Annotated in this window: 22 protein-coding genes and 3 tRNA genes; 12 read left to right on the top strand and 13 right to left on the bottom strand. The window is 63.4% G+C overall.

The features are described 5' to 3' along the window. Nucleotides 1-11: 11 nt before the first annotated feature. Nucleotides 12-260 carry a hypothetical protein gene (locus HSRCO_RS03895; RefSeq protein ID WP_259519099.1) on the bottom strand — a complete coding sequence of 83 codons (249 nt, stop codon included), beginning with the start codon at nt 258-260 and terminating at the stop codon, nt 12-14. A gap of 67 nt (nt 261-327) precedes the next feature. After that, nucleotides 328-1,047, bottom strand: a complete 720-nt coding sequence (locus HSRCO_RS03890; RefSeq protein ID WP_259519098.1) for a DICT sensory domain-containing protein — start codon at nt 1,045-1,047, stop codon at nt 328-330. A 139-nt stretch (nt 1,048-1,186) separates the two neighbouring features. Between HSRCO_RS03890 and azf the strand changes: the two genes are divergently transcribed. Continuing rightward, entirely contained in the window at nt 1,187-1,930 is a 744-nt protein-coding gene (gene azf / locus HSRCO_RS03885) for an NAD-dependent glucose-6-phosphate dehydrogenase Azf (RefSeq protein WP_259519097.1), read from the top strand. 52 nt (nt 1,931-1,982) lie between these two features. After that, nucleotides 1,983-4,745, top strand: coding sequence for a GAF domain-containing protein (locus HSRCO_RS03880; protein ID WP_259519096.1), 2,763 nt, complete (start codon nt 1,983-1,985; stop codon nt 4,743-4,745). A gap of 316 nt (nt 4,746-5,061) precedes the next feature. Here HSRCO_RS03880 and HSRCO_RS03875 read toward each other — a convergent pair. Continuing rightward, a tRNA-Arg gene (locus HSRCO_RS03875) sits at nt 5,062-5,134 on the bottom strand. A 110-nt stretch (nt 5,135-5,244) separates the two neighbouring features. Between HSRCO_RS03875 and HSRCO_RS03870 the strand changes: the two genes are divergently transcribed. From HSRCO_RS03870 to HSRCO_RS03855, 4 genes are all read left to right on the top strand, one after another. Beyond that, entirely contained in the window at nt 5,245-5,751 is a 507-nt protein-coding gene (locus HSRCO_RS03870) for a hypothetical protein (RefSeq protein WP_259519095.1), read from the top strand. Nucleotides 5,752-5,841: 90 nt separating this feature from the next. Next, on the top strand, nt 5,842-7,299 hold the full coding sequence (locus HSRCO_RS03865; protein WP_259519094.1) for a single-stranded DNA binding protein: 1,458 nt from the start codon (nt 5,842-5,844) through the stop codon (nt 7,297-7,299). 78 nt (nt 7,300-7,377) lie between these two features. After that, nucleotides 7,378-7,806: a histone gene (locus tag HSRCO_RS03860; RefSeq protein WP_259519093.1), complete on the top strand. Its 429-nt coding sequence runs from the start codon at nt 7,378-7,380 to the stop codon at nt 7,804-7,806. Next, nucleotides 7,803-8,819 (top strand): histone deacetylase, encoded by a 1,017-nt coding sequence (locus tag HSRCO_RS03855; protein WP_259519092.1) that lies wholly within the window; start codon nt 7,803-7,805, stop codon nt 8,817-8,819. Before HSRCO_RS03860 ends, HSRCO_RS03855 begins: the two co-directional genes overlap by 4 nt. Here HSRCO_RS03855 and cca read toward each other — a convergent pair. Both cca and HSRCO_RS03845 read right to left on the bottom strand, forming a co-directional pair. Then, nucleotides 8,798-10,153, bottom strand: coding sequence for a CCA tRNA nucleotidyltransferase (gene cca, locus HSRCO_RS03850; protein WP_259519091.1), 1,356 nt, complete (start codon nt 10,151-10,153; stop codon nt 8,798-8,800). The two genes, HSRCO_RS03855 and cca, sit on opposite strands and share 22 nt — an antisense overlap. 55 nt (nt 10,154-10,208) lie before the next feature. Continuing rightward, on the bottom strand, nt 10,209-11,006 hold the full coding sequence (locus tag HSRCO_RS03845) for a ZIP family metal transporter (protein WP_259519090.1): 798 nt from the start codon (nt 11,004-11,006) through the stop codon (nt 10,209-10,211). A 218-nt stretch (nt 11,007-11,224) separates the two neighbouring features. Here HSRCO_RS03845 and HSRCO_RS03840 point away from each other — a divergent pair. The 6 genes from HSRCO_RS03840 (at nt 11,225) to HSRCO_RS03815 (ending at nt 14,430) form a co-directional block, all read left to right on the top strand. Beyond that, nucleotides 11,225-11,297 (top strand) — tRNA-Asn (locus tag HSRCO_RS03840). Between the two features lie 101 nt (nt 11,298-11,398). Beyond that, nucleotides 11,399-11,473, top strand: a tRNA-Ile gene (locus tag HSRCO_RS03835). 179 nt (nt 11,474-11,652) lie between these two features. Beyond that, nucleotides 11,653-11,898, top strand: a complete 246-nt coding sequence (locus HSRCO_RS03830) for a hypothetical protein (RefSeq protein WP_259519089.1) — start codon at nt 11,653-11,655, stop codon at nt 11,896-11,898. Beyond that, nucleotides 11,895-12,344 carry a hypothetical protein gene (locus HSRCO_RS03825; protein ID WP_259519088.1) on the top strand — a complete coding sequence of 150 codons (450 nt, stop codon included), beginning with the start codon at nt 11,895-11,897 and terminating at the stop codon, nt 12,342-12,344. The genes HSRCO_RS03830 and HSRCO_RS03825 overlap by 4 nt, the downstream gene beginning before the upstream one ends. A 2-nt stretch (nt 12,345-12,346) precedes the next feature. After that, on the top strand, nt 12,347-12,802 hold the full coding sequence (locus tag HSRCO_RS03820) for a hypothetical protein (protein ID WP_259519087.1): 456 nt from the start codon (nt 12,347-12,349) through the stop codon (nt 12,800-12,802). Next, on the top strand, nt 12,799-14,430 hold the full coding sequence (locus tag HSRCO_RS03815) for a MarR family transcriptional regulator (RefSeq protein WP_259519086.1): 1,632 nt from the start codon (nt 12,799-12,801) through the stop codon (nt 14,428-14,430). Before HSRCO_RS03820 ends, HSRCO_RS03815 begins: the two co-directional genes overlap by 4 nt. A 392-nt stretch (nt 14,431-14,822) precedes the next feature. On the opposite strand, the gene HSRCO_RS03810 is transcribed toward HSRCO_RS03815, so the two are convergent. The 8 genes from HSRCO_RS03810 to HSRCO_RS03775 form a co-directional block, all read right to left on the bottom strand. Beyond that, nucleotides 14,823-15,185 (bottom strand): hypothetical protein, encoded by a 363-nt coding sequence (locus tag HSRCO_RS03810; protein ID WP_259519085.1) that lies wholly within the window; start codon nt 15,183-15,185, stop codon nt 14,823-14,825. Nucleotides 15,186-15,526: 341 nt separating this feature from the next. Next, the gene (locus tag HSRCO_RS03805; protein WP_259519084.1) at nt 15,527-15,949 is read right to left on the bottom strand and encodes a hypothetical protein; all 423 of its coding nucleotides are present in this window, start codon (nt 15,947-15,949) and stop codon (nt 15,527-15,529) included. Continuing rightward, nucleotides 15,939-16,376 carry a hypothetical protein gene (locus HSRCO_RS03800; RefSeq protein WP_259519083.1) on the bottom strand — a complete coding sequence of 146 codons (438 nt, stop codon included), beginning with the start codon at nt 16,374-16,376 and terminating at the stop codon, nt 15,939-15,941. Before HSRCO_RS03800 ends, HSRCO_RS03805 begins: the two co-directional genes overlap by 11 nt. A gap of 124 nt (nt 16,377-16,500) precedes the next feature. Beyond that, a complete protein-coding gene (locus tag HSRCO_RS03795) occupies nt 16,501-16,632 on the bottom strand; it encodes a hypothetical protein (protein WP_259519082.1) in 132 nt (43 codons plus the stop codon). 139 nt (nt 16,633-16,771) lie between these two features. Then, on the bottom strand, nt 16,772-16,996 hold the full coding sequence (locus HSRCO_RS03790; protein ID WP_259519081.1) for a hypothetical protein: 225 nt from the start codon (nt 16,994-16,996) through the stop codon (nt 16,772-16,774). Beyond that, a complete protein-coding gene (locus HSRCO_RS03785) occupies nt 16,993-17,319 on the bottom strand; it encodes a hypothetical protein (protein ID WP_259519080.1) in 327 nt (108 codons plus the stop codon). Before HSRCO_RS03785 ends, HSRCO_RS03790 begins: the two co-directional genes overlap by 4 nt. After that, nucleotides 17,316-18,485: a hypothetical protein gene (locus tag HSRCO_RS03780; RefSeq protein ID WP_259519079.1), complete on the bottom strand. Its 1,170-nt coding sequence runs from the start codon at nt 18,483-18,485 to the stop codon at nt 17,316-17,318. The genes HSRCO_RS03785 and HSRCO_RS03780 overlap by 4 nt, the downstream gene beginning before the upstream one ends. Further along, a complete protein-coding gene (locus HSRCO_RS03775; RefSeq protein WP_259519078.1) occupies nt 18,482-18,700 on the bottom strand; it encodes a hypothetical protein in 219 nt (72 codons plus the stop codon). The genes HSRCO_RS03780 and HSRCO_RS03775 overlap by 4 nt, the downstream gene beginning before the upstream one ends.

Below are 18,700 nucleotides of genomic sequence, written 5' to 3'. Positions count from 1 at the left end.
ACCCGGCACGGTCAGAAGCCGTCGACGATGGGAACCTCGTCGGGACCGAGATTCTCGGAGAGGACAATGTCGTCCACGATGGAGACGTCTTCGATCGTGAGCATCCGCATCCCGTCGCTAAGTTCCCGTGCATCGATTCGGTCGTCCCCGAGTACGGAATCGGCGAGGAGATAGAAAGTGCCGCTCGTGTCGACCGCATAGAAATTTCCGTCGTCGTCGGTGTAGTCGGGGTGCAACTGGAAGTGGCGTGGTTCGCTCATCGTCGACCCCTTCGGGCGAGGATACAAAAAGTACCAGCATTGCAACCAGCGGACACGGCTCGCCCACTCAGGCAGGATACGTTCTCTCGAGGTATGTGAGGATGTCATCGACGAGCGACGGGTCTTCGGTCCAGAAGCCCGAGAACACGTCGTCACCGACTGCCTGGGCGAGCAGGGCGGCCTTCATGAGGTCCTCGTCATCCCCATCGAAGACCACGAACCACGACGAACCGATCTCGTCCGTGGGACTCGCGTGGACGGTTCCGACCTGTACATCGGATACCGATCGGTCGGGCTGTCCGTAGACGTGGACGTCGATCCCGCTACTCGCGAGGCGACGATACGTCTCCGTCTGTGTCAGCACCGTGGAAAGCTGCTGGAAGCCCGCGTGCAGGCTCCCGGACTGCGTTCGCCACGCGCGATCCTCTATCTCCCGCGAGGCGATCATCATCCGCCGTTTCCCGTACCCGGTGAACGTGGTGTCGTCGACGTGTGTGAGGATGTCAGGGTACTCGATCTGGTCGAGGCGTTTCGTCTGCAACCCGGTCTCCGGCGAGAGGTATCCAGCGAGCGTCTCGATCCCTGCCGCCCCGAGGAACTCGGCGTCGTCGTGGAGGACGGCGAAGTTGCGGGGGAATCCGTCGTCGGTACTCGCCCGTCGGAGATCCACCAGTTGTGGCTCGAAGAAGGCGGCGATATCGCGGAGTATGCGGTCGTCCACGTCCACGTTGTACAGCTTGAGCGTCCGCTTGTTTCCGTCGACGCGGTCGATGATGTCCCCGAGCATTCGTCCCGTGCGAATTGCGTCGGCCCACATATGACGTTTGCCGTTGGAACTTCGACCAGTCGACCGCCGGACGACGGCTGCCTATCGGGGTCGTGGGAACCGCAAGCTACGTATTACCGGTCGTCCTTGAGTGGACTGAATGGACGATCCGGTTCTCCTGACCGGTGCTTCGGGCCGAGTTGGGCAGGCGATCCTCGCCGGCATCGGTGACGACTACGAGTGGCGGCTCCTCGATCGCGAGCCCCCGGTCGCGGAGCACGACCACGAGTTCGTCGTCGCGGACGTCACCGACGATGCGGCGATCCGCGAGGCCATGGAGGGTATCGGTGCGGTCATCCACCTCGCCGGCGACCCCCGCCCCGACGCGCCCTGGGACAGTGTGCTGACGAACAACATCGACGGAACGCAGACGATCTACGAGGCCGCGATCGAGGCCGGCGTCGAGAAACTCGCGTTCGCCTCCTCGAATCACGCCGTCCGTCACTACGAGACGGGCCGCCGGCCCGACCTCTACCGGCCCCACGACGATTTCCTGCTCGACGGCGAGGAGCTCCCACGGCCCGGGAACCTCTATGGCGTCAGCAAAGCCACCGGCGAGGTACTGGGGCGCTACTACCACGACGAGTACGGTATCTCCGTCGTAAACGTCCGCATCGGGAACCTGACAAAGGGACACCCCCCGAAAGACTACGAACGCGGCCAGGCGATGTGGCTGTCCCACCGAGACTGCGCACATCTCTTCGACCGAACGCTCGAGGCGGAGTACGACTACGAAATCGTCTACGGAATCTCCGACAACGACCGGAAGTACTACTCCATCGAGCGCGCCCGCGAGGTACTGGGCTACGACCCACAGGATAACTCCGCGGAGTTCGAGGGGTAGCGGTCCCGAATTCTCAGAACAATTTTGTAAGGGTGTCACATATCCGTAAGAGATGAGTGGCGAGCGTGCCCCGATCCGCGTCCTCCACGTGGACGACGATCAGGACGTCGCCGACCTGGTAGCATCCTATCTCGAACGCGAAGACGACCGAATCGAGGTGAAGACTGCCGGGAACGCGAGCGCGGGGTTGGATATCGTAGCTGAGGTCGACTGCGTCGTCTCCGACGTCGAGATGCCCGGTATGGGTGGGATCGAATTCCTCGAACGGGTGCGCGACGTTCACCCCGACCTCCCGTTCATCATATACACGGGGAAGGGTTCCGAAGACGTCGCGAGTGAGGCCATCGCGGCCGGGGTCACTGACTACCTCCAGAAGGAGACCGGGACCGGCCAGTACGCGCTGCTCGCCAACCGGATAACCAACGCCATCGGTCAGTATCGATCGACGAAGCGGGCGTACACCCTCGATCGGATCCGGCGGGTCATCAGGGATGTCAACCAGGCGTTGATTCGATCCCGGTCGAGACGAGAGCTCGAATCGAGCGTCGTCGATATCCTCAGCGAGGCCCGACCCTACGCGTTCGTCTGGATCGGTGAGCCTGACGACGATGCCGGGGTCGTGACCGCTCGCGTCAGTGCTGGCACCGGTGCTGGGTATCTGGAGGCGATCGATATCACCCTCGATGGCGGTACGGCAGCGGGGCCGACCGCACGGGCCATCGATGCGCGGGAGCTGGTGGTCACCCAGTCGATCCCGGACGATCCCTCCTTCGAACCCTGGCGCGACGCGGCACTGGAGCGGGGATTTCGGGCGAGTGCGGCGGTCCCGATCCACTTCGAGGATACAGTGTACGGCGTCCTGAACGTGTACACGAACGAGGAGGGCGCCTTCGATGCGGCGGAGCGGGACCTCCTCGTCGAGCTGGGCGACGACATCGGGCATGCCATCCATCGGATCGAGAGCGAACTGCAGTACAAACAGCTGTTCGATCGATTCCCGGAGCCCACCGTCGCCGTGACTTTCGACGAGGGGGAGCCGATACTCGAGGCGGTGAATCCCGCTTTCGAGACCGTCTTCGGGTACGACGCCGCGACGGTCCGTGGCCGGTCCGCGAACGAGGTGATCGTCCCGGTCGACAGACAGGACGAGGCACGCGACATCGACGAGCGGTCCCGCCGAGACGAACTGATCGACCAGAAGATCCAGCGAGTGACCGCAGACGGCATCCAGGATTTCCAGCTCCGGAACATCCCGATACCCGGCGCAACCGGCCCGGACCTCTACTGGGTCTACGAGGACATCACCGAACAACGAGAACGAACCAGGGCACTGCAGCGGGAACGCGAACGCTTCGCCTCGCTGTTCGAGTCCTTCCCCGCGTCGGTCGTCGCCTTGAGCTACGTGGACGACGAACCCATCGTCCAGGACGTCAACTCGACGTTCGAGACCGTCTTCGGGTACGACCAGACCGAGGTCGTGGGCCAGTCGCTCAACCATCTCATCGTCCCCGCCGAGCAACGCGAGGAGGCGAGTTCCCTCGACCGGCGGCTACGGGAGCGCGACCTGATCGATCGGGAGGTACAGCGGCTGGCGACCGACGGACTGCGAGATTTCGTGTTGCGGACGATCAGACTCTCCGACGAACACGAACTGGACACGTACTCCGTCTACATCGACGTCTCGGACCGGGTGAACCGGGAACGAGCGATGGCGGCCCTGCACGAGGCGGCGACCGAGCTCGAGAGCGCCGAGACAACCGGCGAGGTGTACGAAGCCACCATCGACGCCGCCGAGGACATCCTCGATTTCGCACTGATCGCCATCGACGTCCACGAAGATGGCGCACTGGTCCAGCGTGCCTGGTCGCTCGACCGAGAAACCGATGGCTACTACTCCCGAACGCCGCTGGAGGAGGACACGCTCGCGACCCGGGCGTACAAACTGGGAGAGACGATACTGGTGGCCGATCTCTCCGAGAGTGACCTCACCCCCGCCGACAGCGACTACCGCTCGGCACTGACCGTCCCCATGGGCGACGTCGGGACCTTCCAGACCGTCTCCAGAAGCGCCGGGGCGTTCGACGAGACGGACCGCGAACTCGCGGAGTTACTCGTCGGGCACGCCATGGAGGCCCTCCGGCGACTGAACCACGCCGAATCGTTACGATCCCAGCGCGAACGACTTCGACACGAGAACGAACGACTCGACACCGTCGTGAACGTCCTCTCGCACGACATTCGGAACCCGATCACCGTCGCGGAAGGGCGTGTCGACCTCGCCAGAGAGGAGTACGAGAGCGACGACCTCGCCGTGGCGGCAGACGCACTCGACCGGATGACGGAGATGGTAGAGGACGTCCTCACGTGGGCCAAAGAGGGCCAGCACGTCGCCGAAGAAGAGCGAGGTCCCGTCGCGTTGGCCAGCCTCACGGAAGCGTGCTGGCAGAACGTGGAGACCAGCAACGCCACCCTGGACCTGCGGACCGACCGGACCATCTTCGCCGACGAGAGTCGTCTCCAGCACGTCTTCGAGAACCTGTTCAGAAATTCGGTCGAACATTCCTCGGGCGAGTTGCGAATCGTGGTCGGCGAGACACCCGATGGGTTCTACGTGGCAGATGACGGCCCCGGGATTCCATCGTCGGACCACGATGACGTGTTCGAGTACGGGTACTCCACCAGCGACGGGGGGAGCGGCCTCGGTTTGAGCATCGTCCGGGAGATAGCCGGGGCCCACGGCTGGTCGGTCAGCGTGACCGAGAGCGACTGGGGTGGTGCCCGCTTCGAGTTCTCCGGCGTCGAGTTCGTGGACTGAGGGGACGGTCGTCGGAGAAGGATTCGGTTCGAAAGATGGTTTTCCAGATTTGAGCAAAACGTCCTGACGGAGTCCCCAGGAGCGAAGCGACTGGGGGCACGTCAGGACGGCATTCGACCACGCGGCGAGCGCGTGGCAGCCGCTCGCCGCGTGACGCTGAGAGAATGACGTCCTGACGGAGATTTGAACTCGCCAAGACGGTCCGGGTCGCTCCCTTCGGTCGCTTCCCGGGCTGCGACTTGTCTGCTCAAATCTCTCGACGCTTCCTTTCAGCGACACTCCTCGCTTCGCTCGTCGTGTTGTGGCTGAAAGGAAGCGTCCTGACGGAGATTTGAACTCCGGTCCCTGGCTCCGCAAGCCAAGAGGATAGTCCACTACCCTATCAGGACTCACTTTCGCTACTCCGCGCCGATGTAAAGCGGTTACGATTGGCGCCGATATCTCAAAGAGCGATGGTACTCTACAGAACCACTATCGGGATGGCCACCGTAGGATGGATATGCAGCGCAGACAGGTCCTCGCGACCGTCACCGCCCTCCTTCCACTCGCAGGATGTGCCAGCCCCGGTTCCCCGACCGACGAGACCACGACGACGGAGCCCACCACGACCAGCGAACGACCACCGAATGGGCCGAAGTACGAGGGGGCCGAAATCGACGTCCTCGACGTGCAGTGTGCGAGTGGCGACGAGACCGCCGCGACGGCGTCGATCGTCGACGCGACCGTGGTCGTCGAGGAGACCATCATCGGGAATAACGGCTGCTACGTGGCCAAACTGGACACCATCGTCCACGACGAAGCCGAGAGCGAACTCCACGTCACGGTCCGATCGGTCGAGGAGCGAGCCGAAGACGAGGCCTGCATCGAGTGCATCACCGCCATCGACTACGAGGTGACCGCCCGGTTCCGTGGCGGGCATCCGGACCGGGTCGTCGTCGCACACGGACGTGACGGTGGAGACGTCAGGGAAGTCGCCTCGATACCGCTGGAGACGACCACGAGCTAACCGGGGTCGGTCCGCCGATACCGGGGAACGAGATTCCCGGGTGAACGACAAGGTTCAAGACCGATACCGGGTCAGTGTAGGCATATACAGATGGGCGATATCGAGGATATCTACGAGGACCTCGACGCCGACGTCTCCCTCGAGGAGTTCCGGGAGGCCGTCGAGTCGAAAGTCGAACAGATGGGTGGGCTGGCCGACGAGGAGACCGCAGCGATGCTCATCGCCCACGAACTGGACGAGGGCGAGGTCGAAGGGGTCGCCGACGTGGACGCGGGCATGGAGGAGGTGAAGTTCGTCGCGAAGGTGACCGGCATCGGCGACCTCCGGACCTTCGACCGCGACGACGAGGAGGACCCCGAGGGACGAGTGGTCAACGTGGAGGTCGCCGACGAGACGGGACAGATCAGGGCCACGTTCTGGGACGAACAGGCCCAGGCCGCAGTCGACGAACTCGAGGTCGGCGACGTCCTCCGAGTCAAGGGCCATCCCCGCTCGGGGTACAGCGGCGTGGAGGTCAGCGTCTCACAGGTCGAGGTCGACGAGGACACCGACGTCGACGTGGCGATACAGGACGAGTACCAGATCGACGATCTGTCGCTCGGCATCTCCGACGTGACACTCGTCGCGGAGGTGCTCGGGACGGAACCGGTCCGCACCTTCGATCGAGACGACGGCTCCGAAGGGCGGGTCGCGAACCTCCTGATCGGCGACGGAACCGGGCGGGTCCGGGTCACGCTCTGGGACGAGCAGGCGGACCTGGTCGAGACGTTCGACGTTCACGACGTCGTCGAGATCGTCGATGGATACGTGCGGGAACGCGACGGCTCGCTCGAACTCCACGTCGGCGAGCACGGTGACATCACGGCGACGGACGAGGACGTCCGTTTCGAACCCGAAGCGACCCCCATCGAGACGCTCGAGATCGACGACACGGCCGACATCGCGGGCGTCGTCCGCTCGGCCGACCCGAAACGGACCTTCGACCGGGACGACGGCTCGGAGGGACAGGTGCGGAACGTCCGTCTGCAGGACGAGACGGGCGACATCCGGGTCGCGCTGTGGGGCGAGAAGGCGGACATCGACCTGGGGCCCGGCGACGAGGTCCTCTTCGTCGACGTCCAGATCCAGGACGGCTGGCAGGACGACATCGAGGCCTCGGCCAACTGGCGGTCGACGGTCATCCCCCTCGAAGACGGTGCCACGACCGACGAAGAATCGAGCAGTGACGGGGGCGGACTCGATGCCTTCGCCGATTCGGACGGCGGTGGCGGCGATGCCGGGCAGAGCGACGATGCCGGTGGCGCCGGTGCGCGGTCGACATCCGACGGGGACGAATCCGCCAAGAGTAGCCCACCGAGCGATATCGGCAACGAGGGGGAGACCGTGGAATTCACCGGCGTCGTCGTCCAGGCAGGCGATCCGATCATCCTCGACGATGGCGAACGTACCGTCACGGTCGAGTCGCCAGTCGACGTCGAACTCGGTGAGGAGGTCACGGTGACGGGGACGCTCGACGGTGGGCGCATCGCGGACGCCTCCTTCGAGTAGGTGCGTACACCCCCCCCCCCACCCAGTCCTGCCAGCGCAACGGAAACAATTAAGCGTGCAACCGTCCCGCATTTGGGTATGAGTGTCGAGCTTCCTGTCGCTCCGGTCGATACGCTCATTCGACGACAAGCAGGAGACCTGCGGGTGAGCAAGGACGCAGCGGAGGAGCTCGCACGGCGGATACAGGAACGGGGAGCGTCGCTGGCGGCCGAGGCGGCCGAAGGGGCACGGGCCGACGGTCGGAAGACGCTGATGGTCGAGGACTTCTCGTCGAGCGCGACGGGCGACGAATCGGTCACCCTCCCAGTGGCACCGGTCGACCGGATCGCGAGACTCGACATCCCACCGGAGTTCCGCGTCGCCGCGGACGCCCGGGTAGCGCTGGCCGCCATCCTCGAGGAGTGGGCGGCCGACGTCGCCGATGGTGCCCGAGTGCTCGCGGAACACGCCGGTCGTCGGACCATCCAGGCAGAAGATATCCAGACCTATCTCCGACTCGTGGAATGAGATTCGGCTTCAGCGAAACCTGCCTCGAACACGACCCAGGGCCCCGTCATCCCGAGAACCCGGATCGCCTTCGAGCGATCCGTGAACACCTCGACGGGCTCGAGAGCGTCGAGTACGTGGCTCCGGAACCGGCACCCGTAGAGCACGTCGAAGCCGTCCACACACACGACTACGTCGACGAACTGCGGGCCTTCATCGAAGGTGGGGGAGGCAACTGGGACCCCGACACGGCCGCGACCGAGACGACCTGGGACGCCGCACTGGCGAGTGCCGGTATCGCTATCTGGGCGGCAGCGGTCGCCCTCGAGGGCGCGAGCGGCCACGAAACCCCTTTCGCCCTCGGCCGACCGCCAGGCCACCACGCGACGCCCGACGACGCGATGGGGTTCTGTTTCTTCAACAACGCCGGTATCGCAGCCCAGTACGCCATCGATACCCGAGGGGCAGACCGCGTCGCGATCCTCGACTGGGACGTCCACCACGGCAACGGAACCCAGGACATGTTCTACGAGCGTGACGACGTGTTCTACGCGTCGATCCACGAGGATGGCCTCTACCCGGGCACCGGCGACATCGACGAGATGGGCGAGGGAGACGGCGCTGGAACGACGCTCAACGTCCCCCTGCCTGCTGGCTCCGGGAACCCGGAGTACGACGCGACCCTCACTGACGTCGTCGGTCCGGCCATCGAATCCTTCGATCCGGATCTGTTACTCGTGAGCGCCGGGTTCGACGCCCATCGACACGATCCGATCTCCCGGATGCACGTGACCACCGGCGGCTTCAGACTGCTCACCAGACGGGTGCGCGAAACCGCCAATGCCACCGATTCGGACCTCGGGTTCATCCTCGAGGGCGGATACGGTCTCGATACCCTGGCAGAAGGCGTCGGAGCGGTTCACGAGGTGTTCGAAGGCCGGAGTGCGTCGACACCGGAGGAGCCAATCCAGTCGGACGTCGAGTCACTGTTCGAAGATGTCCAGGCCGAACGTCAGGGCATCGGCTCGAAGTAACGAGCGAGCGCGCCGCCGAATTCCGGTACGAGCGCCGTCACCGCCGCCCCCTCCAGAACGTCGTAGCCGTCCTCCAGCGCCGTCTCGACCTGTGCACCGAGGGCGACGTCCAGCAATCCCGTCTCGACGAACTCCCGAGCAGCGGTGATCGACCGTTCGCGTTCGACGACGTAGCGGTCGCCGTCGATGAACGGTCCATAGACGGCCGAATCGGCGTATTTCTCCAGGAATCCCCGTGCGTGTTCTTCCACGTGTACCGGCGGCCCCTCGTGACGTTCCACGTCGGGACGAGTGGCGACCGTGAGTTCGAGGAACAGGACCGCCGTTCGATCGGCGAAGACTGTACTCCGGAGGATCTCGAAACCCTGCTGTTCGAGCCCCGTTCTGAGACCCTGAAGCGACCGACGAAGCTGGGGGTAGAGCTGGTCGTCCACGACGTCCGGCGGATCGAAGCGAATGGCGAGTGGCGTCGTAGCCCGACGTTCGAGATGGTTTCGAATGTCCGCCTCGGTGAGCGGATCGAAATCGTCCGGGAAGCACCGATCCACCGACGGTTCCGCGAGGAACTCGCGAGCGTAATGCTGGAGCCGCGCGACGTTCTTCGCGTCGACGACGGCAGCGACGTTCCGGTCGGGGTCGGTCGGATCGATGACGACGAGCGGGTCGTCGAAGGTCGTCGACCCGTGCTCTTCGGGATCGAGTCGAACGGGTGGCTGCCAGGCCGACGCGGCGTCGAGAACGGCCTCGAAGCCACCGTATTCGAGTACGAGTAGCTCAGTCAGGTAGCCCGAGAACCCACGGGTCTTGAGGTCAGAGCCGTACGCCCGGATTCCCTTGAGGAACTGCTTGAACAGGCGAACGTCGCCGGCCGTTTTCGGGGTGAGCCGTGCGCTGAGATACCGATCGTGGAACGGCGTCCTGTCGACGGACGAGCGGATCTCAGTGGCGGCGTCGACCCGATAACAGGGGACGAGGTCGACGTCGAATCCGTCTCGCTGGCCGGAGACGTACGGATGTTCGGCGTACTCCTCGCGACCGTCGGGCAGGACGCGATTGCCCACCTGTAGTCCGTACCGCTCGAGTTCGGCCCTCGTGAGGGACGTGTCGAATCGCACGAAGATGTCGATGTCGCGGTCGCCGCTCACCCACGTCTCGCGGGCGGTCGATCCGACCTGGAGGACGTCGGCGTCGACGTCGAGGTCGTCGATCACCGCCTCGGCCTCGGCGACGAGGGTCGCCGCGGTGCGCTGGAGTCGACGGCGCTCCTCCTCGGCGGGGTCCACCCGTTCGCGGACCGCCGAGACGACCTCGTCGAATCGGTCCCCACCAGTCATATCCCGCTATTTCGGTGGCGGCGTGGAAAACATGTCGATGAGCGGGCCGGCCGGATCAGATCAACGCGAGTGGAGCCATCAACAGCACACCGATCACGACGCCGCCAGTGAGCTCTCGTTTCCCACCCATCGGGAGGTTCTCCCCTGCCTCGAGGGCCTCCGGGAGGAACTCGGTCACGACCAGATAGACCATGGCTCCGGCGGCGAACCCGAACCCGAACGGGAGGAACTCCCGGGCGTACCGGACGAAGGCGAACGCCAGCACCGCCCCGATCGGCTGGGGGAGACTGGAGAAGACGGACCACCACACCATACGCCACTTCGAGACGCCCATCGCCCGGAGGGGAATGGAAATAGCGGTCCCCTCCGGAACGTTGTGGATGGAGATAGCGACGGTCATGAAGATAGCGAGGATCGGGACGGTGAACCCGAGAACGGAGGGACCCATCCCGAGGTTGAGGTCCGCGAAGGAGACGCCGACTGCGACCCCCTCCGGAAAACTGTGGACGGTCAGGATGCCGAGGATCAATACGAGTTTCTTGTAGTCGGCCGCCGCGTACTGCTTCGGGTCGAAATCGTGGCCGTCGATGACGCGATGGCTGACGACGACCAACAGCACGCCCACCACGACCCCCGGAGCGATATCCATCGGCGTGCCGACGGCGAGTCCCTCCTTGACGAGGCCGAAGACCGACGCCGAAACCATAATTCCCGAAGCCAGCCCCCAGAGGACGACGTTCCATCGGTCGCTGATGTCGTCGGTGAAGAAAAAGGGCAGGGCACCGAGACCGGTCGCGATAGCCGTCACCAGCCCGGCGAGGAAGACGAGCGTCAGATTGGCGATGAGCCCCATCGATACACACGCTTCTGGCCCAAGTACTTTAGCACTTGCGAATATTTCTTCGCCATGGCTAAATTAGTCTTGTCTAATGCTAAACTGATGGCCGGGATCGTGTATCCTGTCGAGTCGAAGCGATAGGTCTCGGGTGGGAAACCGATCACGGGTGGTGATCTGGACCCACGGCCAAAACGAAAGCCATATCAAAATCTCCCAAGTACTGAAAGATGCGAGCCGCCTTAGCTCAGTTGGTAGAGCATCACGCTGTTAACGTGAGGGTCCCAGGTTCGAGCCCTGGAGGCGGCGCATTCTCCCCTATCTACGTTTGCAGAACCATCCGTGGATTCGGTCGGTTGCTAACACGTGAAGGTAAGTCTCAAGAGAGGGGCGCGGGTAAGGAGACGTGAGGGCCCTTAGCTCAGTCTGGTGAGAGCGCGCGGCTCATAACCGCGTGGTCGATGGTTCGAATCCGTCAGGGCCCATACACTTACTGCCCGTTTCTGGGCCGTCCCCGATTTCCGGTTCTTAACCCATCGAGAGACCTGAGATCAGCCCTTTTAGGGTTCCCTAAAACCACCCAGTTTGACCATATTCGAACCACCGACTCGGCGGCCCCCCTCGCCCTCTGGCGAAATTGGGAGTCGAAATCGGAGGTTCCTTCATGAGCGCCGACAAATCCCGTCGGGGCTCCGTCGAGATCGCGACCTACGAGCGATCCGAGAAACACTTTCGACTGATCGCCTGCCCGTTCTGCGGCCACGAGTTCGACGCCTTCGAGCAGCGATGGTTGCACTTTCTCGACGAACACGGCCCCGAAGACGCCGGGCTCTCCCCGAGAGGCGTCCGCGGTGACTCCGGAGAACCGCTGTTCGACGATCCCGCCGTCGAGGCAGGTGGTCTTCGATGAGCACCCCGGCCGCCGTCCAGGAAGACGGAGCACTCGAGCTCGTCGACGTCGGCGATCCCTTCGTCGATCTCGATCTCGACGACCAGGTGGCCGTCGAGTTCGTCACCACCGCCCGGCAGCTGCTCACCGGGCGCGTTCGCGAGCTCCGGGCCACCCGATCCGATCACTCGGTCGTTATCGAAGACGCCACCGGCACCACCTATCGGATCGCCGATCACGGCGACGTCTTTCGCGGCGACGAGCACATCGGCGATCGGGCCGACGTCCAGGTGGTTCGGGAGATCGTCGCCGACGGCGGCACCGTTCCCTGCCGTGAATGCGGTGCGGACACCCACATCGAGGGCCTGAACCCCGTGGGAAGACCGATACGAGCCTGTCCCAACGACCACACACAGGTCGGTCCCTTCGGCTCGAAGCCCGAGCTCGCTGCTGACGGTGGTGAGTGAACGTGCGGTCGAGCAGCGGCAGCGCTCCCCTGGAGTTCCCCGATCTAGAAGACAAGTTCGGCCAGGAGCTCGTCAGTAACGTCGCCCACGTCCTGAATCGAGAGCTCATCCAGTCAGGCGAGGTCAAAGACCTGCTGATCCCCGCCCGGATCCGCGGGATCGACCGGCCCGCAGTGCTCGCCGTGTTTCGCGCGATCGAGACGCGCACTCGGAACCGGGATGCCGTCCACGATCTCCTGAACGATCGCGCCGACCAGCTCAAAGAAATCGGGTTTCGTCCCGACGATCTCGACGGCGACGATCTCCCCGAACGGTTCCGGCCTCGACGCGATCCCGAACCTACCTCGACCGAGGTTATCTGGTCCGATCGTGACGGCGGAGTTCGCGATACCGTCTACTACAATTCGGATCTGACCGTCAGCCCATCGCTCGCCGCCGACGGGGGCGATCGCGAATGAAGGCTATCGTGCCCGTTTGCCACGAGTTCCATGCGAATTATCTCTTCAACGAGCACCAGCTAAAACCGTTCTTCGCGGCCGATGCACGGGTGAAGGCCGGCGACGGGAAGGTCGTCGAGCAGTTCTCGTACGACGGCGATGAATGGATCGCGACGCTGTACTACCAGGACTCCGGGATCGTCCATCCCGACGATCACCGCCAGCACCTTCCCGCCGCGATCGACTGGAATCTCGATACCGTCCGCGAGTTCCGCATCGCCGTCGAGCGACACCCCGACCAGGATCCGATCGGCGAGCAGAAGGCGAACTTCCACATCGCCCCCCGGTGGCCGGAGATGGTCGCCGAGAAAAAGAACGGATCTGTAAAGAAAATCAGCGTCCCCGAGCACTTCGGGATCGGCGTGAACGTCAGTGCGAAAGGGGCGAACATCGACTTTCACCGCTACGAACCCCTGCTTCGCGCCGCTGCTGGAGCGGTTGGAATCAATCGCCACTACTTCCAGGACCCGCACGACTTCTCGAACGTCCAGGACGCCGAGCGATACGTCCGACTCGACAAAGACGAGAGCGGGCCAGTCCACGCCCGCGACGGCCCGATCGCCCGTATGAGCCACCTCCTGGAGAACGATCGTGCCGGGTATCGAAAGATAGTCCAGCAGGATCGGACCTTCGAGGGCGACGAGCTGCCGGGATTCTATCACACTGTGACCCTCGATCAGCGCCGCGTCCAGGAGATGTTTCCCGATCACCAGCTGCCCGTCGAGGTTAAACACTACTACGTCCGACACCCGTTTTCCTTCGAGGATGACCACCCGCTTCGGCATCCGAAGCTCGGCGCGTCCTTCCAGGTCTCGCAGTTCGACGGCAAGATCGGTGTCTCCGACGAGGATCTGACTCAGCTGAAACGAGAGCTCGACCGCATCGTCCGGTCGGTCCTCGCGAACGCCGGCCTCGACGTCGCCCCGGAACGTGGAAACGGCCCCTACTTCGAGGATCCGTATTTCCCCATCGACGTCGCCGAACGTGGCCCCGATCCCGTCTCGCTCGATCTCACCAGGATCCGCCAGGAGAGCGAAAGCATCGTCGTGAAACACCTGGCTGATGGGCTCTCGCCCGTTCAGTGGGAGACTCTGGAGACAGCCGTAACCGACGGCGGCCAGCTCTCTCCGGCCGACGTCGCGGAGGAAAACGACCGGCACCTGAACAGCGTCTATCGAGCGCTCCGCGGCATGGACGATCTCCTGGAGCGGGCGTACGGAAAAGTCTCGCTGAAAAACTCCCACGTCGCCGAGCTCGTCCTGGACGCAGTAGAACGAGCCCGCGAGTCTCACCGACGGGCCGTCGAGACAGTCGCGAAGGCCGAGGAAGCCACCGAGCGCGGGATCGACGAGACTACCAGCGCCTTCGTCGCCTGGTGTGCGAAACACGGGATCGACGTCGACGACCGATCCGAGGCCCGCATGAAGATCCGGCTCTCGGACGAGCCCAAGCGAGTCACTCGCCAGCGGATGAAGCGGGCGTACAACCTGTGGGTGGCCTCGAACCGTGATCCAGCCCGCTTCCGACAGGCACAGGTGGTCTTTGACAGGGGACCGAAGGCCACAGCCTCCCAGTACCTCCGGCGATAGCGGGGGGTTGGACAGCGGCAGCGCTATTCTACGACCCGTCTAATACAAGTGAAATGGGGCACTCCCCCGAGTAACACAAGTTGGCTTGTTCTTCGTCAAGCTTCCGATCGTCGAGCCGTCGATCGGCCGATCGTGAATCCGAACGGCGGGGGTTCACTTCCCCGTTAAGGGTGTGGCTAAGGCCACTGTCTCAAAACACTCCGCACCGCCGCGCGAAAAACTCCACCCGAAGCACACGAAACGGAGGTTGGACAGACGGAATTCCCTCGATTTAGACAGGAGTTCGTTGCTGAATACAACGCGCATATTCAGCACGCCTTGAACGGTTGGCGAGCCAAGGTATTCAGACCCTTCAAATTCGCCGAGTCCGAATCGGTCGTTCCGCCATCCTGTTATCTGGCTTCGTCCGCGAACGCCAGGTCGAGGTACGGTCTCACGGCCGCCAGCGAATCCGATCCAGTAACCGTCCCGCGGTTATGGTCGAAATACACCACCGCGGCATCGACCAATGCCGGGAGCTGGGAATGATAGAGGCCGATAAGGATGCGTTCGAGTTGGTCCGGCGACTCTTCGTCCTCCGTGGGCGCCAGGTGGGCGGCAAGTTCCTCGATAGGCACCTCGCCCACCTGATGTGAGAGGTACTGTAAGATATGCCGGCGGTTCGAGTCGGCCAGAAGCGAGAAAATGTCCGTGGGGGTGAGTGTGTGTGTGTGTTCGTTCCTTCCGGTGCGGTGTCGATGGGTGTCGGTTGTCATTTTTGGGGTTATACTCGACTGAGTCGCACTTTCGACGTGCTCATTTCAACCTACCTGTGTGGAGTATGTCTCCTACTAAAAGTAGGATAGTTATATCTGTGGTGACCAGTTGCTCACCTGATGAGAGTCGGCACTTTTTGCCCCTTCTGGCCGACGGGCTCCTCGTTCAAGGGCTGGCGTTCGCGGTCTATCTCTGGCCAGGGAGGTAGTCTTCCTCAAGGGAGTCTGATTGCGGGAACGCAGACCGTCAACCTGTATCGATTTGCTGTATACATCGTCTGTATTCAGCAGTCGCTTTTCAACCCAAATAGAATCTAAAACCTTCGAGAAGGCAACTTCACTCAATCCCAGTTCTGAAAGCCCTGCTCGATCCGCTCCAGCTTCTTGCGCCACACGATCACGTCCTGGAGCCGGTCCTGGATCTCGATAATATCGTCGCCCGTCTCGTCCCGGATCTCCTCGTCGACGAGCCGATGCATCCCCAGCTCCGGGTAGTCCTCGGCTTCGAGCTCCGCGGTCGCCTCCCGGAGCGCTTCGACCGCCTCGACGTAGCCCGATCGCGCCCACTCGTCGAGGTCGTACAGATACCGCTCGTATCCGTGATCCTGCTCGTCGTAGTCGTTGCGCTCCGGTGCGCCAGGTTCGTCGATCAGAATCTCGTCGTAGACCGCCTCGAACACCTTATTCACGCCCTTCGTAGCGCGGCCAGGGATCTGATCGAGACGCGATTCCTCCGCTTCCTCCAGTTTGTCGCTAAACTTCATGCTCGATGGCCTCCAAGATCGGCGGCACCGTCTCCGAGTTCGATTCGCGGGCGTCGAGGATCTTGTCGAGTGCCCGGCGTCTGTTTCGGCCGACGGCTTGCATCCCCGTGATGCGGGAGATCTCCTGATGAGTCAGGTCCGACAGGTACAGGTATCCCACTGCTTCGCTCTGCCTGGTCGAAAGGATCGTCTCGCCCTCCAGGAGCTCGACGAAGCACTCGGCACACCGGACGCCCTCGCTCCCATCGGCGAGGGGTACACGCCCGACGAAGCGATCTTCTTCTGCGTTCGCCGTCGCCCCGCAGGCCTCGCAGACCTGCGGGTTCTCCGCTCCCTCCTGGAGGTCTTCGACGACCGCCCGCACAGTATCGCGCGAGAGGTCGTGAGCCTCCGCAATTGCGGCGATTCTATCTCCGTTGGATTCCATTTGTTCGATCATTGTCTCGGGGGTACTTCTATCATCGCGCCCCTCGGCGCTCGAAGCCCCGCCGCGGAGTCGAACCGCGGGCAGCCCGATCGGGGTCAGAACCATGCCCTACGCAGTCAGGCGCTCATGTCCGAACATTGCCCCCGTCGGCGTCGAAGACGATTGCACACCGGTCGCAGGTGAACGTCTCGCCGGCCTCGTCCATCTGGAAGACGTCGTATTCCCGGTCGCACCCCGGACAGGTCGGGTCTCTCATTGCCCGCCCTCCGTCCCGGCGGAGCAGTACGGGCACGCCCCACGACGCACGTACATCGTGGATTCGACCGCCCGGCAGTAGTGCGAATCTGTCTTCCTTGATGTCGTCTCAGGCTCGTCGACGCCCCAGGTCGGAACGCTCATTCGGCACCACCGTCCCGATCGCTGCCCAGGATGGGGTCGAGGCACCCGCAGGACAGGTCGAACTCGTCGGAATAGAGGCCATCGTCGGCCTTCTGGACGCCCGCCGCCGTCAGGTCGCCAGTGTAGTCCCTGTCTGGCCGCTCCGGGCAGTGACGCTCATGCACCGGGATTGGACCGTCGACGTCGTTCCACTCGTACCATCCGCGGGCTACGTCGCTCATTGACTCACCTCCGCGTCGACGAGCGGGGTAGGCTCGAACACCTCTCTGGTGTTCTCGACGCGATCGATCCAGGAGCTCCCGGCCAGGCAGTCCAGACACACCGGCACGCCGTAGCGCTCGTTCACCAGCTTGTAGGCCCTGCCGTCGGCGTCCCCGCACATCTCGCAGTGGTCTTCTCCCGGGATGTGCTCCTCCTCGACGACCACCGTTCCCCGGATCGGCTCGCCGTATTGTGCGTAGGCCTCGCCCGTCGGACACTCGGTATCGACGGCCAGGAATATCCGCTCGGGAGTGTCCTGGGGCATCATCGTGAACGACTTCATTGTGAGCCCTCCTCGTCTGCCTCTCCCTCGTCTTCATCTGGGTAGACCGTTACGCCGCAGTGCTCGCACCGCGGCTTTCCAACGTCGTGCCAGGGGCCGACGGCCCCACACTCGGGGCACTCGTCCGGCGCGTCGTCAACCTCATCGCCCTCCGGCCAGTGCGTCGGCTTCGAGAGGTCGTCGACTTCACTGACCTCGTTCGCGCCGGTCTGGGGACCAGGGCCGTAGTTCGATCGCTGCTTGTTACGGTAGCGGCCAGGCGTATACAGCTCGTAGCCGGACGAATCGCGGTACTCTGATTCGCCGGAAAATATCGTCTCAGCGTCCAGTCGACGCGATCCGTGGATACTGTCGGCGTCCTCGGGGACCATAACGGATTTACCGCTGCTCGAAACCTCAGCTTCGAGGATATTTGGCGACGTGTTGAGTCCGACCGCGACGTTTTCAATCAATTTCACCGTATCCCCCGATTCGTAGCTCCCCCACTCCTCAACGATCTCGCCGCCGTCGGTGACGGCTCGCTTTTTGCCTCCCGTGTCTGGGGATTGAGTGAGTCCTTCCAGCTCGGCAATCTTTTTGGCCTCCGCTTCGCGACGATCGGGACGGTCTCGCTCCCGATTGATGTATGGCCAGTCCGTGATGTCAGAAAGGGATAATCCCGAGTGGGGAATCTCCCGCTCGTCGACGAGCTCCCCGCCGGATTCGTGTAGCGCTTCGACTTCTGCCGGTGCGATCCATTCGATCGGTTCGTCGGTCGTCGGCCCGTAGTCGTCGAACTCGAAGGGATCGGCCGCTTCGTAGCCTTCGCGAACCAGCGGCACCATCGCCTCGAACCGGGCCGCTTTGTCCGGCCCGATCCCATGAATCTCCTCGAAATCGCCCGACTCCGCAAATTTCAGGAATGCGCCCACCGTCTCGCCGATCGTTTCCCTGACGTGGTGCATGATCGACGGCCCGCTGATTCCAGCCGATCGGATCATGGTCTCGAACCGGCCATGTTCGACGTGATGCCTGACGCGGCCCCGTTCTTCGCCGTTCAGGATCCCGGTTTCGTCCGATTGCTCCGGTTCGGTCGCCGGTTCCGGTTCCTCGACGTCGGCGATCCTCTCCTGGACGGGTTCCGTAGATTCCTGCTCGAAGCGATCTAGTCCGGCCTGGGTGCTCATTGCGAACCCTCCGGGAGTAGACGGTCCTGGACCCGATGCGCAGCGTCTTCGGCATTTGCAGGGGATTGATCCGAGACGCGAATCTCCAGCCAGCCGTCGGCGTAGGTGCCGGCCATCACCAGCGCACCCAGCAGTTTCGTCGATTCGACCGTTTCCGGGCCGATTGCCGTTCCGTCGCTGTGCTCCGCCGGATCCTCGTCGCTTCGCGTGTACAT

This window comes from Halanaeroarchaeum sp. HSR-CO (genome assembly GCF_024972755.1).
In the GTDB taxonomy this organism is placed as follows: Archaea; Halobacteriota; Halobacteria; order Halobacteriales; family Halobacteriaceae; genus Halanaeroarchaeum.
The sequence above is the reverse complement of the archived record's forward strand: the minus strand, read 5'-3'. Positions and strand labels throughout refer to the sequence as shown.

Bases quoted from the DNA above. Each gene is read 5' to 3' on its own strand.
- HSRCO_RS03895 (WP_259519099.1), bottom strand. From the start codon at position 260: ATGAGCGAACCACGCCACTTCCAGTTGCACCCCGACTACACCGACGAC.
- HSRCO_RS03890 (WP_259519098.1), bottom strand. From the start codon at position 1,047: ATGCTCGGGGACATCATCGACCGCGTCGACGGAAACAAGCGGACGCTC.
- azf (WP_259519097.1), top strand. From the start codon at position 1,187: ATGGACGATCCGGTTCTCCTGACCGGTGCTTCGGGCCGAGTTGGGCAG.
- HSRCO_RS03880 (WP_259519096.1), top strand. From the start codon at position 1,983: ATGAGTGGCGAGCGTGCCCCGATCCGCGTCCTCCACGTGGACGACGAT.
- HSRCO_RS03870 (WP_259519095.1), top strand. From the start codon at position 5,245: ATGCAGCGCAGACAGGTCCTCGCGACCGTCACCGCCCTCCTTCCACTC.
- HSRCO_RS03865 (WP_259519094.1), top strand. From the start codon at position 5,842: ATGGGCGATATCGAGGATATCTACGAGGACCTCGACGCCGACGTCTCC.
- HSRCO_RS03860 (WP_259519093.1), top strand. From the start codon at position 7,378: ATGAGTGTCGAGCTTCCTGTCGCTCCGGTCGATACGCTCATTCGACGA.
- HSRCO_RS03855 (WP_259519092.1), top strand. From the start codon at position 7,803: ATGAGATTCGGCTTCAGCGAAACCTGCCTCGAACACGACCCAGGGCCC.
- cca (WP_259519091.1), bottom strand. From the start codon at position 10,153: ATGACTGGTGGGGACCGATTCGACGAGGTCGTCTCGGCGGTCCGCGAA.
- HSRCO_RS03845 (WP_259519090.1), bottom strand. From the start codon at position 11,006: ATGGGGCTCATCGCCAATCTGACGCTCGTCTTCCTCGCCGGGCTGGTG.
- HSRCO_RS03830 (WP_259519089.1), top strand. From the start codon at position 11,653: ATGAGCGCCGACAAATCCCGTCGGGGCTCCGTCGAGATCGCGACCTAC.
- HSRCO_RS03825 (WP_259519088.1), top strand. From the start codon at position 11,895: ATGAGCACCCCGGCCGCCGTCCAGGAAGACGGAGCACTCGAGCTCGTC.
- HSRCO_RS03815 (WP_259519086.1), top strand. From the start codon at position 12,799: ATGAAGGCTATCGTGCCCGTTTGCCACGAGTTCCATGCGAATTATCTC.
- HSRCO_RS03810 (WP_259519085.1), bottom strand. From the start codon at position 15,185: ATGACAACCGACACCCATCGACACCGCACCGGAAGGAACGAACACACA.
- HSRCO_RS03805 (WP_259519084.1), bottom strand. From the start codon at position 15,949: ATGAAGTTTAGCGACAAACTGGAGGAAGCGGAGGAATCGCGTCTCGAT.
- HSRCO_RS03800 (WP_259519083.1), bottom strand. From the start codon at position 16,376: ATGGAATCCAACGGAGATAGAATCGCCGCAATTGCGGAGGCTCACGAC.
- HSRCO_RS03795 (WP_259519082.1), bottom strand. From the start codon at position 16,632: ATGAGAGACCCGACCTGTCCGGGGTGCGACCGGGAATACGACGTCTTC.
- HSRCO_RS03790 (WP_259519081.1), bottom strand. From the start codon at position 16,996: ATGAGCGACGTAGCCCGCGGATGGTACGAGTGGAACGACGTCGACGGT.
- HSRCO_RS03785 (WP_259519080.1), bottom strand. From the start codon at position 17,319: ATGAAGTCGTTCACGATGATGCCCCAGGACACTCCCGAGCGGATATTC.
- HSRCO_RS03780 (WP_259519079.1), bottom strand. From the start codon at position 18,485: ATGAGCACCCAGGCCGGACTAGATCGCTTCGAGCAGGAATCTACGGAA.
- HSRCO_RS03775 (WP_259519078.1), bottom strand. From the start codon at position 18,700: ATGTACACGCGAAGCGACGAGGATCCGGCGGAGCACAGCGACGGAACG.